This is a genomic window from Cystobacter fuscus (assembly GCF_002305875.1).
In the GTDB taxonomy this organism is placed as follows: domain Bacteria; phylum Myxococcota; class Myxococcia; order Myxococcales; family Myxococcaceae; genus Cystobacter; species Cystobacter fuscus_A.
In genome coordinates, this window is record NZ_CP022098.1 from 10,674,494 (window position 1) to 10,689,924 (window position 15,431).

Here is a 15,431-nt window from a genome sequence, read left to right on the forward strand (position 1 = left end):
TCATGTCGAAAGAACTCTTCGCAGCGATCGAACAGCACGATACAGCTCGGGTCAAGGCACTGCTGGCAGGGGGAGCCGATCCGAACGAGCCGCAGTCAGAGGAGCGGGGGCTGCGTCCGCTGCAAGAGGCCATCTTCGCACTTTACGATGGAGGCGAGGTCGACGTACTCCAGGCGCTCATCGAGCACGGCGCGGACGTCAACGCTTGGGACGCCAAGCGGGACCAGACCCCATTGTTGACGGCCGTTTGCGAGCAAGAGGTAGCAGCCCTCGAAGTGCTCGTGAGAGCGGGGGCCGACCCCAATGTGCGCAGCAGCGAAGGCATCATGCCGCTGCGGGCATGCGCGGAGGTGGGCAGCCTTTCCATGGCGGCTCTGCTCCTGTACGCGGGGGCCGCCCGGACCATCAACGATTGGGGCGGGCTGTCCGGGCTCACCGCTCTCGGGCATGCGGCACTTCGACTGGACCTACCCATGATCAAGCTACTGCTCGCCGCAGGCGCTGACCCGAGGGCCCCGGACGAGGACGACCTACACGCCCACGACCGTCTGCCGCCGCGTGCTGAATCTGATTCCCAGACATGGGACGCCGCTTTCGAACTGCTCGGAGGAGCGAAGGACCGCATGCCGTTGTAGAATGGAGGTCGCGCGCCTCGGGCTCACGGACACGCCGCTCGACCTGGACAACCCCGCGCATCTGGACGCGCTCAAACGGGTCTACGCGCGCTTCCCGGAGATTGGTGGCGCGAGACTCCGTGACGCCTGCACCGCTCGCGGGGAGTTGTTGTGAGCCCCTGTGGCCCTCTTCACTTCCGGCAAGCCTCAAGGCGGCCTGCCCAAGTCGCAGCGCACGCGCTCTGGTCGGGCCCGCAATGCACGAAGCAGCGCGGGCAGCGGTTCACAGCGTCAACGAAGCTGGAGGGCCGCGAGCTGGCGTGTCATCGCCCGCGCTGGAGAAGTCGAGGAGGGCGATCCCATGGGCCGGGCCTCACGGTGTTGAAGGTCGGGTGGTGGCCTTCCGCTGGCGGTTCACGCCGGAGAGGGTCATCCCAGCGCCCTGCCCCGTGCCCTCTTCACCGCCCAAGGCTCAACAGCTACACGGAGGGCAGGTGGATGGTCTCCCGGGCGTGGCCCCTCTTCTCCGCATCCGTTCCAGTCGGGCTTGCCGTTGCTTGCTTGCGATGTGCCGTGCTCTTCGTCGCGTAGGCGACGCTAAAGCGGGTGCTGCCACACAGGAGTCGCAGGGCTCAAGGGCATGCTGCACGTGCTGCGGGTTCGTGGCCCTGTGGCCGTGCCGATAAGAGGACCCGCCTCGAATGAGTGCCTGGCGCGGACTGGGGGCGGTCGCGCATCGACGGGTGCCACGGAGGAGGACCCACCCATCGCCGCCTGTCCTGCCTTCCGAGCCACATCCCGGCGGTCATGCTACGCTCCGCCACTGAGGAGGTAGTCTGCGTGTACGTTGCAAGAAGGGATCCTGACACCGACGAGGCCATCGGGGAGTACAAGGTCGTCACGCGGTTGGGCGCGGGGGACCGTGGCGTCGTGTACAAGGTCGAGCGCGAGGGCCGCCTCTTCGCGTTGAAACTGCTTCCCGGCCCCATGGACGGGAGGACCAAACGGGAAATCGGCATCCTCGTCCTCCTGGAGAATCCGGGCGTCGTGCGTTACGTGGGCTCGGACTTCTGGATCTTCTGTAGCCGAAATGGGCGTTCCCGCCGTGGACGGGAGGGTCTCCAATGAGAGATGGGGAGCGAGAAGCCGATAGAGGCTGTCGCTCTGGGAAGAGAGCAGGTCGCGGAGTTGCAATACGTGCCGCCCCCGGGGTGCTGGAGGGGGAGGCGGGGCGTGGCGGGGCCAAGGCTGCGAGAGGTGCTGGGGCGGGTGTTGCGCATCCAGGGGCTGAGTGTGCAAGGGGCCCGGCTGGAGGCCAAGGGAGTGGTGGTGGAGGTGCGCCCGCGCCAGCGCAAGCCTCGCTGCGGAGTGTGCGGCCGGCCCGCCCCCGGCTACGACGCGAGCCCTGGGCGGTTGTGGCGGCACCTGGCGCTGGGACAAACCATCTTCTGGCTGCATTACGCCCCGCGCCGTGTGCACTGCCGCGAGCATGGGGTGAGAGTGGAGCGGGTGGCCTGGGCGGCGCACGACTCGAGCTTCACGCGGGCCTTCGAGGAGCTGGTGGCCTGGCCAGGCGCAACGCCTGGACAAGTCCTCCATCTGCCGGCTGCTGGGCATCAACTGGCGCACGGTGGGCACCATCATCGAGCGCATTGTCGAGGAGCGCCTGTCGCCAGGCCGCCTGGAGGGGTTGCAAATCATTGGAGTGGACGAGCTGGGCTGGAAAGCCGGGCACAAGTACGTGAGCCTGGTGGTGGACCACCTGCGCTCGCGAGTCGTCTGGGTGGGAGAGGGGAAGAACGAAGAGACCCTGGACGCCTTCTTCGACGAGCTGGGAGAGGAGAGGACGAAGGAGTTGACGCACGCGACGATGGACCTGTCGGCGGCCTTCAGCAAGGCGGTGGGCAACCGTGCCCCACATGTGCGCAAGGTGTTCGACCGGTTCCACGTGCAGAAGCTGGCGAACGAAGCGCTGGATACGGTGCGCCGGCAAGAGGTGCGTGAGCAGGCGGGGAGCCAGGAGGGAAAGGCGCTCAAACAGAGCCGCTGGGCGTTGCTGAAGAATCCGTGGAACCTGACGGTGCGCCAGGGAGAGAAGCTCAGCGAGTTGAAGAAGACGAACCAGACGCTCTACCGGGCCTATCTGCTCAAGGAAAGCCTGGCACGGGGCATGGACTACGTGCAGCCCAAGCGAGCCTCGGAGCACCTGGACAAGTGGTGTCAATGGGCCAGCCACTCCAGGCTCGCCCCCTTCGCGAAGCTGGCGAAGACAGTCCAGCGGCACAAGGACGGCATTCTCGCCTACGTGGAGACGGGACTGAGCAACGGAGTGGTGGAGGGAATCAACAACAAGATTCGAGCCCTCAGCCGCCGCGCCTATGGCTTCCGCAATCCCAAGGCATTCAGGGCGATGATACTGCTGTGCTGCGGGGGCATGGAGTTCACTCCGCCGTTGCCAGTAGCGGCATAGCCCCTCGCCGTAGAAGCAGGCGGCTGGGGACCGAGCCCCGCAGCGCCGACAGATTCGACTGCAACCCGGCCAGTAGGGCAGCGGAGCCAGGCGCTCTGTCATGCACAGCTGCGGCTTTCGGCACCCCAGGTCGTGCCCCTGTCTCATTCATGCCTCGAACTCTCGCGGGGACTTGAATCCCATGGCCATCGCTCGGCTCCGCACGCCCTTGAGCCCCATGTCCTCCCCATGCGCACGGCCTCTTGTCGACAGTCCTGCCCACTCGACGTACCGAAGACCCGAAGAAGTGCACCTCTGTCACGAGCTTTCGGATCACGGCTGGCGCGATAAACGAGTCGAATTGGATGAGCTCTTTGTTGCGAACCATCGCCTCGATCTTCGTCAGGTCGGCGGCTAGAAGCCGGTCTCGCGCCTCCTCTCTTTCATAGAAGTCGTTGATGCCATCCCAATGGTGGTCAGCATGGATCAGCGAAAACCGTTCGATTCCGCGTTCAAGGCCGAAGCGCGTCCAAACGAGGAATGCCCAGCGGTGATCACCCATGAGCCAGACGTCCGCTCCGAGGTCAGACAGATACTCGTCGTCAGGCTGGAGCTGGCTGAAGTCGACTTCGTGCATCATCTTTTCCGTCCTATTCGTCAGCGTCGGTCGCGCCGGTAGACAAGTGCATTTGGGGGAGACGCACCATCTCCTCCATTTCGCTGATGGCCGTGGGATCAATCGTATGTTCTGCTTCGCCCAGCCACTCGCTATGCCGACCTGGGCCCGAGATTACCGCGGATGGACTGAAAACTGCTGAAAGAAGGACGCCACCACCAGCGTAAAGAGCGTTGAGCCATCTGGCAAACATTACCGCCGTTTCCCTCCGTGCCGTCCAGCACATGCCGACCCGGCCAGTGTTATAGCGTTCAGCACTCTCCCCACGGAACAGGGTCAATGCACCGCCCGTATTGAGGGCAGCATATCCCTGAGTGCACGCGCTAAACGACGGGCCGTGATTCTCGACCGGCCAGGAGGGTAGGCAGGCCATGCGGCAGCACCGACTCCACCCGGTGCACTGCCGTCACATGCGCTCGCTTCGCGTTGCAGGAGGGACACACCCCTCGTCACTTGCACGAGAAGGCGACGAGAAACTCGTCCTTGCAACTCTCGCAGCGCACCCGCGCGAAGCCGTGCGCCAGCACTCCGCACTCCAGGTACCGGACGAAGTCCCGCTCCACGTACCGGGGCAGGCCGCGCCCCACCTCACTCGCCTCCGCCAGCAGCGTGGCCAGGTTGTCCTTCACCGCCTCGTACAGCACCGTCCTCTCCGGCTGCCTCCGACGGTACGCCCACCCGCGCTCCTCCCCTGCCACACCGTTCCAGGGCACACGCTACTGTCCGCCGCCCACGGGGTTCTCGTGCGCCCTGGGAGACCGGGGAACTCAGGCCGCTTGCCTCCAAGCAGGTTGCTCCTGTTGGGCCGCATGTGCCCCCAGTGTGACCCTCCAGCGGGGAAAGGGACGGGACACGAGGGCACAGGGTGGGGCGGGACGGGATGACGAGCCCGAGGAGAATCAAGGCGATAGCGGGTAACAGCGCGTCCTGCTTAGGGTTTTCCATCGCCTGATTCACGGGTTCAAGTCCCGTACTCCTAGGCCCTGGAGTACCAACCGCGGCCCTGACGCGGCGGGCTACCGGCCGAGCAACTCGATCTCCGCCAACTGGGTGATCGAGTCGCCGTGGGTCTCGTTGATCTGCAACCGGTACTGGCTGTAGGCCGTGTTGTTGTTCACGGCGAACGCCCGGGTCTGGTACCGCCAGGGGAAGTCCTGCCCCGTGCGCGTATCCAGGGTGACCCAGGTGGAGCCGTCATTGGAGCCCTGGAGCGACCAGCTCCGGGGATCCCGTCCGGGGAAGTCATTGGCGGACGTCAGCGTGTACATCTTCACCGTCTTCGCGCCCGTGAGCTGGTAGCGGATCCACGGGGTGGACTGGAAGGCGAGCCACTTCGTCAACGAGTCGTCGTCGAAGCCCTGGGCGGCGCCTTCGCCACTCGCGGCGTTGTCCGCGCTGGCGGAAATGCTTCCCCCCTTGGCGACATCGGCCAGCGGCTGCGCCACGGCGCTGCCCGTGGTGAGCGAGGCAGGAATGTCACTCGCGCCCGAGCCCCAGTTGGTCGCGGACGCGCCCATCGTGAAGTCCAGCGTGCCGCCGTTCGCGAGGGCCGAGTGGGGCAGGTAGTTGCGGGTATACGCCTGCCCGTTCAGGGACACGCCCTGGATGTACCGGTTCGTATCGCTGACGCTCGGGGCGTTGATGACGAGGTCCTTCCCGTTCTCCAGGTGGACCGTCATCTTCGTGAAGTACGGAGCGCCCACGGCGTACTCCGGCCGGCCCATGCTCACCGGGTAGAAGCCCATCGCGCTGAAGAGGTACCACGCGGACAGCTCGCCGTTGTCCTCGTCGCCCAGGTAGCCGTACCCGTTGCCGAGCCCGGACTGGTACTGGGTATTCAAGACGTCCCGCACTCGCTGCTGGATGCGCCACGGCGTCCCCGCGTAGCTGTACATGTAGAGCGTGTGGTGCACGGGCTGGTTGGAGTGGCCGTACTGGCCCATGTTCACGTCGTAGGCTTCCTTCATCTCGTGGATGACGCCGCCGTAGCAGCCCACGTCGTAGTCCCGGGCCGCCGAGAACAGGGCATCGAGCTTGTTGGCCAGCCCGCTGCGGCCCTGGTAGAGATTGGCGAGCCCCTGCCCGTCCTGGGGCGCGAGCACGCTGTAATGCCAGGCATTGCCCTCGGTGTACTCACAGCCCCACCGGTTCGCCTTGAAGTCCGCGTCCGAGGTCCGCCACGAGCCATTGGTGTTCTTGCCGCGGAAGAACCCCACCGAGGGCGAGAAGAGGTTGACGTAGTTCAGGGAGCGGTTGAGGAAGTATTGCGCGTCCTCGGTCTTCCCCAGCGCCTGGGCGAGCTGGCCGATGCCGAAGTCGTTGAGGTAGCCCTCCAGGGACCAGGACGTCGACTCGCCCACGCGATCCTGCGGCGTGTAGCCGAGGAAGATGGAGCGATCCATTCCCTTGCGGCCCCGAGCCTGATCACTGCTGTACGTCGCCGCGTTGCGCAGCATGGAGTCATACGCCGCGGCGACGTCGAAGTTGCGCACCCCCTTGAGGTAGGCGTCGGCGAAGATCACGTCCGAGTTCGTCCCCACCATGATGTTGGCGTAGCCCGGCGCGGACCAGCGGGTGACCCACCCCCCGTCCTTGTAGCCATTGACGAACCCGTCGATCATCTCGCCGGCCCGGGTGGGGATGAGCAGGGAGTAGTAGGGCCAGGTCGTGCGGTACGTGTCCCAGAACCCGTTGTTGACGTACACCTTGCCCGTCTTCACCGGATGGCCGCTCGCGTAGGGCGAGGCGTAGCGGGGCGTGCCCCCCACGTTCTCCCAGGCGGAGTTCGGGTACAGGAACGTCCGGTACATGTTGGAGTAGAGGATCGTCTTCTGATCCTCGCTGGCCCCCTCCACCTCGATCTTGCCCAGCAGCGCGTTCCAGGCGTTCTGCGCCTCCTGCTTGACGGTGTCGAAGCTCTTGGTGCCAATCTCCTGCGCCAGGTTGTCCTGGGCCTGGGCCACGCTGAGGAAGGAGGTGGCGATCGCCATCGTCACCTTCTCGCCCGGAGAGGTGCTGAAGCGCACCCAGGACGTCACGGCGCGCTGTCCCGTCACCTTCTGGGACTCGGCGATCGCCTTGCTGAACCTCGCGTAGAAGTACATGCGGGGCGCGGGACCCCACCCCGTCGAGTGGTCGGTGTAGCCAGACACCACGCCATTGGCCTGATCGACGGTGAGCGAGCCACTCTTGCCATCCACCGTGTCGAACAACACGTAGGAACTGGTGCTCGGGAACGTGAAGCGCCACGACGCACCGTGGTCCGTGGGCGCGATCTCCGTCTGGAGGCCGTTGTTGAACCTCACGCTGTAGTAGTGCGCCCGGGCGATCTCGTTGGCGTGGCTGAAGGCCGCACCCCGGCTCGCGCGGTCCGCCGTCACCGAGCCCGTCTGGGGCATCACCTGGAACGTCTGCCGATCCCCCATCCAGGGGCTCGGCATGTGGCTGATGGTGAAGGCCTGGATCGCGCTCCGGTTGTAGTCGTAGATCCAGCTCGTCGAGTTCGCATCCGTCATCGGCGTCCAGAAATTGAAGCCGAAGGGCACCGCCGCCGCCGGGAACGTGTTCCCCCGGGAGTAGCCACCGCCGGAATTGCTCCCTCGCAGCGTGTTCACGTAGTCCGAGGGAAGCGCCATCGCCTCCCCCGCCCAGAGCGGACACAGCAGGAGCACGCCCAGCATCTTCTTGCTTGGAATCACCAAGGCACCGCCTTTCATGTGATGGTCGGGACCAGCAATCCCGGCATAACATGGATACCTTGATCTTCCTCCTAGAGGCTGGAACTGTTCACGGGTCGTCGGCGAGCGCATGCTCCACACGCACCGCGTCACCCTGGCGGCTCAAACCAACCCGCACGCGGGCCGGGGGGAAGGAGCCCCCCGGTCCCGGGCGGCTCAGGTGCGCAGGAAGGCGCTCGCGTCGGGCAGCCCGCTGCCGGAGGTGTCGACGCCCATCGCGGTGAGGATGCCCGAGAAGATGTCGGGCTCGTTCGAGTCCACCTTGCCGGGCTGGGGCGCGCCGGTGCGCGGGTCGAAGCCGTAGGTGAGCGTGGTCTTCGGATCCACGCCGCCGAGCACCGTGTTGCCCCGGACCCTCGGCGAGAGAATCATGAACCCGTTGTTGAGGTCATGCCCCGTGCCGAAGATCTCCGAGGGCTCCGTCCGGTTGCGCGTACGCCCGAACTCGGTGGCCATGTAGATCAACGAGCGATCCCACAGGCTCTCACCGCTCGAGTCGAAGGGCTCCGACTTGAGCAGCTCGATGAGCTTGTCGATGGTGCCCATCATGCGCGACCACATGAAGGCCTGGATGGAGCGGTGATCGTTGTGGCTGAAGTCGTAGGCCAGCGGCGGGTTGGTGAACGTGAACGGCGGAGTCAGCGCCACGTTGAACGACGGGCCCAGCGTCACCGTCACCGACACCCGGTACTTGAGCAGCAGGAACGCCAGCGCCGCCTGCCCCTCCACGGGATCCGTCATGTAATTGGGGAACACCGCGCGCAGCCGCTCCGCGTCGGGCGAACTCGACAGGCCGTACTCGGAGAGCGGCGTCTTCGGCGGCTGGTCGGGCAGCACGTTGAGGCGGCTGATGAGATCCTGCACCTCCAGCGCGGGCTGCCCCACGGTGCGCTGCTCGTTCCACAACTTGAGCGCCGCCGCGTCGTCGAAGGTCTTCCCGAAGACCGACTGGGCATCGAGCGAGTTGCGTACGTTCCGGGCCAGGGCCATCACGTCGCGAGAGGGCGCGTCCTTGATGCCCTTGATGCCATCCAGACCCAGGGGCCAGAGCGAGGGGTTGGCCACCACCTCCCCGTAGCAGTGCGCCGGCAGGGAGCTGTCGGTGCCACGCTCGGAGAAGCCCGAGTTGCCCATGTTCACGTTGGGAATGGGGAAACCCGCGCCGTACTGGAGGGCCACGCACTCCTGCAACGTGCGGCCGCGCCAGGCGGCGTTGCCGGTGAGGCTGCGCTTCTGCGCGATGACGTGGTTCACCGACGTGCCCACCGTGGTGGCCACCAGCATCGAGTCCTTGTACTTCTTCACGAAGGCCGACTGGTCCGTCTTCACCGGATAGGGGATGTTGCCCATCTGGGGGCTGTTCACCTTCACGGCGCGGAACGGAGAGCCGTCCACCAGCTCGAGCTGTGAGTCGGCGAAGGTGTTGAGCTTCTCGGGGTTGCCGCCCGCCGCCGTCGTCTCCGCGGCCCGTACCGCCAGCATGCTGTCGATGATGGAGGCGCCACCCACGGCGCCCACCACGATGAGGAAGCGGGGCTTGCCATCCAGGCGCGCCTGGCGCACGCCCCCGAGCTGCTCGAGCGCCGCCGGGGTGGTGAGCGCATCCCGGCAACCCGTCAGCAGGGGCCCCATCGCGGAGCCCGCCGCGCACATCGACAACGCCTTCAACATTTCCCGGCGCGAGAGCCGTCCATTGTTACGCAGTGACATGACGTTCCCTTAGAAGAAGACGGATTCGGCGGAGGAGAGGACGGCGAAGCAGGACGCGATCATCCAGTCGCGGCCCGGCGTCTGGCTGCCCTTGGACTCGATCTCGGTGGCCAGTTGCGACAGGGTGTTCACCTCGGCCTCCTTGGGGTCTCGCAACAGGGCGCGCTGGTAGAGCGAGGTGATGGCGTCGCGGACCGGCGCGCCTTCCCGGTGGGCCAGACGCCCCTGCGCGTCGAGCTCGATGCCCTTGAAGACGCTCGTCTCTCCGGGAGTGGCGATGTCGAGCGAGACGCGTCGGATACAGGCCGCCAGCGCCACGCGATCGATGACGATGGGGGTCGTCACGCCCGTGGACGACAGGGGCTCGTAGAGGCCGACGCCGTAGGGCTCGACGCCGCCCAGGGCCACGTTGTGCACGTACGTGGTGCAGGGGTACAGGCCCAGCTCGTTGCACACCTGCTCTGGCGGCAGGGACAGCGCCGAGGCGAAGTGGGCCGTGAGCTGCTCCGGATTCTTGAAGCGCAGGTTGTTGCGCGAGGAGGGCGCCACCTCACCGGAGGAACCCGGACCGGCATCGGCGGGCGGAGTACCGGCATCCGGCTCCCCGGGCGCGGGCGAGGGAGCGGGGCACGCGGAGAGGACACAGGCGGAGGACAGCAACAACACGCGAAGGAAATCAGGGCGCACCGTAGGCCTCCGTGCGGATCAGATCGTGAAGCATGCGCTGCACGCGGTACTGGTGCGTGCCCTTGAAGCGCTGCCAGGTGGCGACGAACTCGGCGTGCTCCTCGGCGGTGGGAGGATGACCCACGAGCAGCTTCCAGTAGTCGGTGACGGCGGAGATGGCGAAGGCATCGCTGTTGGCGCCGACCTGCGCCCACTCGACGAGGCTGCTCACCGGCTGGCCGAAGAGGTAACCGGTCTCGGGCATCTGGGTGATGATGGGCGAGGCGTTGGCGAAGCGCTTCTCGATGCGGCCGGGCACGTAGCTCGCCCAGGGCACCTCGGGGTTGCGCGGGAAGGACAGGCCCTCGTAGTTGCGGAAGGGGTAGCTGAGCGGATCCAGCGTCGCGTGGCAGGCCGCGCAGGCGGGAGCGTCCACGCCCTTGGCGTCGTAGTCACGGGGCTCACCGGGGATGCTGAAGAGGCCCTCCTGCTTGGCGATGTCGAGGCCCAGGTAGGCCCGGTACGCCTGGGACGCGGCGTTGCGCGGCAGCGCGCTGAACATCACGAAGTAGATGAGACTCCACGCGGAGGTGATGTTGCCCGCGCGGTGCAGCTCGTCCACGGCCTGCAACGGCAGCGTCTGCGTCACCGAGTAGCGGGTGGGGTGGGTCTCCCGGCGCACGTAGTGCCTGGCCGTCATCACCTCGCGCGCGTCGTGATCGTCGAGCTGCGCGTAGGCGTAGAGCGCGTAGTCGTCATAGTAGTCCGCGAGCGGAATGGCCCCGGCGTCCTCCGGGCCCCCCTTGAGCGAGCCCACCGGGCGGACCTTCGGGTGCGCCAGCTTCCACAACTGCCCGTTCTTGCCGCGCCAGAACTCGCTCTGGGTGCACCGATCCAGCTCGGCGTCGAGCCGGGCGAGCCGCGCATCGGCGCTCAACGCGCTGAACTCCTTGAGCTGCGCGTAGGTGACCGGGGTGCCACAGAAGTCGAGCAGGAGGCGCTTGTAGGCGAAGCGCGCGTCGTAATGGCACACGTCGTACTGGGAATTCTCGCCCGCCTGGCAGCGGCCGGTATCCGTGGGCACGCTGTTGGGATCGGCCGGGAAGGTGCCGCGCTGGATCTCCACGAGGTTGGGCACGCCGTCACCGTCGGCGTCCTGCGCCTCGACGGCCTTGAGCGCCGAGGGAAGCGCGGCCGCGAAGTCCCCGTCGGACAGGGGGCGCGCCGCGTTGGGCACCAGGTGGGGTTCCAGGCTGGCGCCGAAGACGTTGCGTTGGGGCGGCGCGACGTGACAGTACGTGCACGCCGGCTGCTGGCCCACACACACGGGAGCCGTGGGATAGGTGGAGCAGAACGCTCCGCCCGCGGGAGGTTTGGCCAGGGCCACCCCCGATAGGAACACGGCGGCCCCTACAATGAGTCGTCGAAACACGAGAACACCTCGTCAAAACAGTCGTTCATGAAAGGGACGACACATCAGCGACGAAAAAAGGAAAAAGGCCGCGTGAAGATTCCGTCGAACGGCCAGCCCCCCAGCATTCGCCGCCGGCCCGGCCCCACCTGGGCGTGACGGCCGCGTCCGGCACATCCACCGTGCCCTCCCACGCCGTCCGTGCCCGGGTAGGCTCCCACGCCATGCCCTCCCTCTCCTCGAAGCGTCTGGCCACGGTGTGCGTCGCCGCCGCATGGCTCGCCTGCAAGAGCGACCCCCAGCCCGGCCCCGTCACGCCCCTTCCTCCACCACCCGTGGATCCGCTCCACGTGCCCTCTCCGGACTGGAGGGATCAGATCCTCTATTTCGTCATGACCGACCGCTTCGCCAACGGAGAGCCAGGCAACGATGACCAGGGCGCCGGCGAGTACGACCCGGCGGATGGGGCGAAGTACAGCGGTGGGGACTTGAAGGGCCTGCGCGAGCGGCTCGACTACATCCAGGGCCTGGGCGCCACGGCCGTGTGGCTCACCCCGCCCGTGGCGAACCAGTGGTGGGATCCACTCGTCAACTACGGTGGCTACCACGGCTACTGGGCGCGCGACTTCAAGCAGGTGGACCCTCATCTGGGCACGCTGGAGGACTACCGGGGCCTGTCGCGGGAGCTGCACTCGCGCGGCATGTACCTGGTGCAGGACATCGTCCTCAACCACATGGCCAACTGCTTCCGGTACACGCGCTACGATCCCGCGGACGTGTCCGCCCACGTGGTGCTCAACACGGGTGCCAGGCCCGCGTGTGGACCCACCCAGGCGCCCTTCGATCAGTGGGATCCCACCCGTCCGGCCCACCGCGACGCCCACGTCTTCCACTGGACGCCCTCCATCCAGGACTACGGCGTGCGAGACCAGGAGCTGAACTGGCAGCTCTCGGACCTGGATGACCTCGACACCGAGAACGCCACCGTGCGCGCGGCCCTCCGGGACAGCTACGACTTCTGGATCCGCGAGGTGGGCGTGGATGGCTTCCGCGTGGACACGGTCTTCTACGTGCCCCAGGCCAGCATCAAGGACTTCCTCTACGCCACGGACACGGCCCACCCGGGCGTCGTCCCGTTCGCCCGGAGCCTGGGCAAGGAGGGCTTCCTCGCGTTCGGCGAAGGCTACGCCACCGACCTGCCCTTCCAGGACACCGCGACCCGGAAGATCGCCTCGTACCTGACGGAGGAGGCCACGGGTGACGCCCTGCTACCGGGCATGCTCGACTTCCCGCTCTACCGCACGACGGGTGACGTGTTCGCCCGGGGAGCCCCCACGTCCCAGCTCGGCTACCGGATGACGCGCGCGACGACGGCGTTCCCGCGTCCGCACCTGATGCCCACCTTCCTGGACAACCACGACGTGGACCGCTTCCTCAAGGGAGGCTCGGAGACGGCGCTCCGGCAGGCGCTGTTGTTCATGATGACCGTGCCGGGCATTCCCGTCCTCTATTACGGCACCGAGCAGGGCTTCACCGAGCAGCGCGGCGCCATGTTCCAGAAGGGGTTCGGCTCGGGAGGCAGGGATCGCTTCGACACCACGGCGCCCTTGTACGCCCTCATCCGCGAGCTGACGACGCTGCGCAAGACGCACGCCGTCTTCCGGCATGGCACCCCCACGGTGCTGCGGCAGAACGAAGCACGCGCGGGCGTGTTCGCCTTCAAGATGGAGGACGCGGGACAGGTCGCGTTCGTCGTCTTCAACACCTCGGACGAAGAGGTGTTGCTGGACAACCTGCCCACGGACCTCGCCGGAGGCAGCGGGCTGAAGGTGCTCGCGAGCCTGGACCCGGAGGCTCGGGACGTGCGCACCGGAGCGGACGGACGGCTGTCCCTGAAGCTCCCCGCTCGCGCGGCCCGGGTCTACCAGCCCTCGGGCGACGTCGTCCCGCCCCCCGTCCAGACCGCGCGCGTCACCCTCTCCAACGCCAGCGGCGGCACCGTCCCGGGCGACTTCGAGCTGTCCGGCACCGCCACCGGCGTGTCCTCGTTCCGCCTCGTGGTGGATGGCGTGCTCGCGGGTGCTCCCCTGGTGACGGTGCGGGCGGATGGCTCCTGGAGCACCCTCGTCAGCACCCAGGGCATGACGGACAGCACCCTCCAGCACTCGCTCGTCGCGTGGGCCGGGGAGGACCAGGTGCTCTCCGACACGTGGACCTTCCGTGTGGAGCGCGTCTTCACGACCCTGCTCACCCACGACGATCCCGAGGGGGATGACGTGGGCCCCACGAAGAACTACCACTACCCCACCGATGAGACCTGGGGCGTCAACAACCAGGGAGACCTGCGCCGCGTCACCCTCCTGGGCTCGGGCAACACGCTCAAGCTCGCGCTCCAGACGAAGACCGTCACCACCACCTGGAATCCGCAGAACGGCTTCGACCACGTGGCCTTCACCGTCTACATCGACGTGCCCGGACGCTCGGGTCTCACCGTGATGCCCCAACAGAACGCGTCGCTTCCCGTCGGCATGGCGTGGAACTACCGCCTGCGCGTCCACGGCTGGTCCAACGCCTTGTTCGCTCCCCAGGGAGCCTCCGCCACCGACGAGGGCACCCCGGTCTCCCCCACCGCCGCCATCGAGGTGGACAAGAACGCCCACACCGTCTTCCTCACCCTGTCGGGAGAGCTGTTCGTCGGACTGTCGACGCTCCAGGGCGTGAAGGTCTACGTCACCACCTGGGACTACGACAACGGCTACCGGCCCCTCGTCTCCACGTCCGAACAGTGGAAGTTCTGGGGTGCGGATGGCACCACGTCACCGCTCGTCCTGGATGACACTCCCGTGCTCACCGTGCCCTGAGGGCCTCCCCCGAGGAGAACGGCATCGTCATACTTCCGTGAGGCCCGCCGGTGCGGCCCACCACACCGGCCCTGTCCCAGCCCTGGAGATGCCCGATGCAACCGACTCCGGATGTGATGGCGCTCGCGCACCGCCTGAATCCCTATCCCCTGTACGCGGAACTCAGACGCGACCATCCGGTCTGCCGGGTAGAGCCCGGCGGACTCGTGGCCGTCAGCCGGTACAAGGACGTGGAGTACGTCCTCAAGCATCCGGAGCTCTTCTCCTCCCACGGCTTCCGGTTCGCGTGGCAGCCGGCGTGGGTGGGAGACAACCCGCTCGCCCAATCCCTCGCCGCGTCCGATGGCAAGGAGCACGCCCGCCTGCGCTCCCTGGTCAGCCGTGCCTTCACCCCCGTGGCCATCAACCGCCTCGAAGAGAAGGTCCGCGCGAACGCCGCCCGGCTGGCGGATGGCCTGCTCGCCCGGGGCGAGGTGGACTTCATGGAGGAGTTCGCCACCCCACTGCCCGCTCGCACCATCAGCGACCTGCTGGGAATCGATCCCACGCTCGAGCGCCACTACAAGCGCTGGACGGAGGTCCTCGTCAGCATCGCACCCGTTCCCGAGAACGACGAGCACGTGACCCGCACCCGCGACACCATCGCCGAGATGAAGCGCTACGTGCAGCAAATCATCGACGCGCGGCGCTCCCAGCCGGGCGACGACGTGATGGGCCTCATCGTGCAGGGCGGCCCCGACGGGCAGCGGCTCGGTGACCAGGAGATCATCGGGCTCGCCTTCACCCTGCTGGCGGCGGGACTCGAGACGACGAGCTTCTTCTTCGCCCACGCGCTGCCGTTGCTGGCCGAGCGCCCCGACGTGTTCGAACGGCTGCGCGCCGACCGCGAGCTGCTGCCGAAGTTCATCGAGGAGATGCTGCGCTACGACGGCCCGGTGCGGGGGCTGCCGCGCATCGTCACGACCGACGTGGAGCTGTCCGGCGTGCGCATCGAGCGGGGCACATGCGTCCTGCCGCTCATCGCCTCGGCCAACCGCGACGAGGCCCGTTTTCCCCACGCCGACCGCTTCGACCTGGATCGGGAGCAGCCGGGCATCCCTTTCGGGGCTGGCAGCCACTTCTGCCTCGGAGCCTTCCTGGCGCGGCTCGAGGCCCGGGCGGGCCTCGACGCCCTGCTCGACCGGTTCAGCGGTTTCTCGCTCATCCCCGAGGGTGTGGTGTGGAACCGGAGCATCGTCACGAGCGGCCCGTTGAAGATGCCGGTCCGCTTCCTGCCAGCGTGACGGCCGCGCGGTCCGTGTTCACCC

General features: G+C 67.1%; 12 protein-coding genes and 1 pseudogene. 7 read left to right on the top strand and 6 right to left on the bottom strand.

Translation table 11 applies throughout. The features are described 5' to 3' along the window. Positions 1 to 2: 2 nt before the first annotated feature. The 5 genes and pseudogenes from CYFUS_RS43305 (at position 3) to CYFUS_RS53480 (ending at position 3,084) form a co-directional block, all read left to right on the top strand. Positions 3 to 635, top strand: a complete 633-nt coding sequence (locus CYFUS_RS43305; protein ID WP_095990548.1) for an ankyrin repeat domain-containing protein — start codon at positions 3 to 5, stop codon at positions 633 to 635. A gap of 1 nt (position 636) precedes the next feature. Continuing rightward, entirely contained in the window at positions 637 to 789 is a 153-nt protein-coding gene (locus CYFUS_RS52050; protein ID WP_198317013.1) for a DUF5953 family protein, read from the top strand. Positions 790 to 1,421: 632 nt separating this feature from the next. Continuing rightward, positions 1,422 to 1,742 carry a hypothetical protein gene (locus CYFUS_RS43310; protein ID WP_157758984.1) on the top strand — a complete coding sequence of 107 codons (321 nt, stop codon included), beginning with the start codon at positions 1,422 to 1,424 and terminating at the stop codon, positions 1,740 to 1,742. A gap of 3 nt (positions 1,743 to 1,745) precedes the next feature. Continuing rightward, positions 1,746 to 2,093, top strand: a pseudogene (locus CYFUS_RS54740) (hypothetical protein); the annotation flags it as partial. Positions 2,094 to 2,211: 118 nt separating this feature from the next. Continuing rightward, complete coding sequence (locus CYFUS_RS53480; RefSeq protein ID WP_269770292.1) at positions 2,212 to 3,084, top strand: ISL3 family transposase; 873 nt, start codon at positions 2,212 to 2,214, stop codon at positions 3,082 to 3,084. Here CYFUS_RS53480 and CYFUS_RS43325 read toward each other — a convergent pair. The 6 genes from CYFUS_RS43325 to CYFUS_RS43350 all read right to left on the bottom strand — a co-directional run bounded on the left by CYFUS_RS43325 (position 3,056) and on the right by CYFUS_RS43350 (position 11,284). Then, entirely contained in the window at positions 3,056 to 3,703 is a 648-nt protein-coding gene (locus CYFUS_RS43325) for a UPF0489 family protein (protein ID WP_095990551.1), read from the bottom strand. The genes CYFUS_RS53480 and CYFUS_RS43325 overlap by 29 nt on opposite strands. Positions 3,704 to 4,188: 485 nt before the next feature. Continuing rightward, the gene (locus CYFUS_RS43330) at positions 4,189 to 4,383 is read right to left on the bottom strand and encodes a transposase zinc-binding domain-containing protein (protein ID WP_095990552.1); all 195 of its coding nucleotides are present in this window, start codon (positions 4,381 to 4,383) and stop codon (positions 4,189 to 4,191) included. Positions 4,384 to 4,755: 372 nt separating this feature from the next. After that, positions 4,756 to 7,437, bottom strand: a complete 2,682-nt coding sequence (locus CYFUS_RS43335; RefSeq protein WP_232537138.1) for a GH92 family glycosyl hydrolase — start codon at positions 7,435 to 7,437, stop codon at positions 4,756 to 4,758. 195 nt (positions 7,438 to 7,632) lie between these two features. Continuing rightward, the gene (locus CYFUS_RS43340; protein WP_095990554.1) at positions 7,633 to 9,186 is read right to left on the bottom strand and encodes a hypothetical protein; all 1,554 of its coding nucleotides are present in this window, start codon (positions 9,184 to 9,186) and stop codon (positions 7,633 to 7,635) included. A 9-nt stretch (positions 9,187 to 9,195) separates the two neighbouring features. Beyond that, the gene (locus CYFUS_RS43345; protein WP_095990555.1) at positions 9,196 to 9,873 is read right to left on the bottom strand and encodes a hypothetical protein; all 678 of its coding nucleotides are present in this window, start codon (positions 9,871 to 9,873) and stop codon (positions 9,196 to 9,198) included. Continuing rightward, positions 9,863 to 11,284 carry a hypothetical protein gene (locus CYFUS_RS43350; RefSeq protein WP_198316338.1) on the bottom strand — a complete coding sequence of 474 codons (1,422 nt, stop codon included), beginning with the start codon at positions 11,282 to 11,284 and terminating at the stop codon, positions 9,863 to 9,865. Before CYFUS_RS43350 ends, CYFUS_RS43345 begins: the two co-directional genes overlap by 11 nt. 203 nt (positions 11,285 to 11,487) lie before the next feature. Here CYFUS_RS43350 and CYFUS_RS43355 point away from each other — a divergent pair, with 203 nt between their 5' ends. Together CYFUS_RS43355 and CYFUS_RS43360 are read left to right on the top strand one after the other, a co-directional pair. Further along, on the top strand, positions 11,488 to 14,124 hold the full coding sequence (locus CYFUS_RS43355; protein WP_095990556.1) for an alpha-amylase family glycosyl hydrolase: 2,637 nt from the start codon (positions 11,488 to 11,490) through the stop codon (positions 14,122 to 14,124). A 95-nt stretch (positions 14,125 to 14,219) separates the two neighbouring features. Then, complete coding sequence (locus CYFUS_RS43360) at positions 14,220 to 15,407, top strand: cytochrome P450 (RefSeq protein WP_095990557.1); 1,188 nt, start codon at positions 14,220 to 14,222, stop codon at positions 15,405 to 15,407. Positions 15,408 to 15,431: the final 24 nt, after the last annotated feature.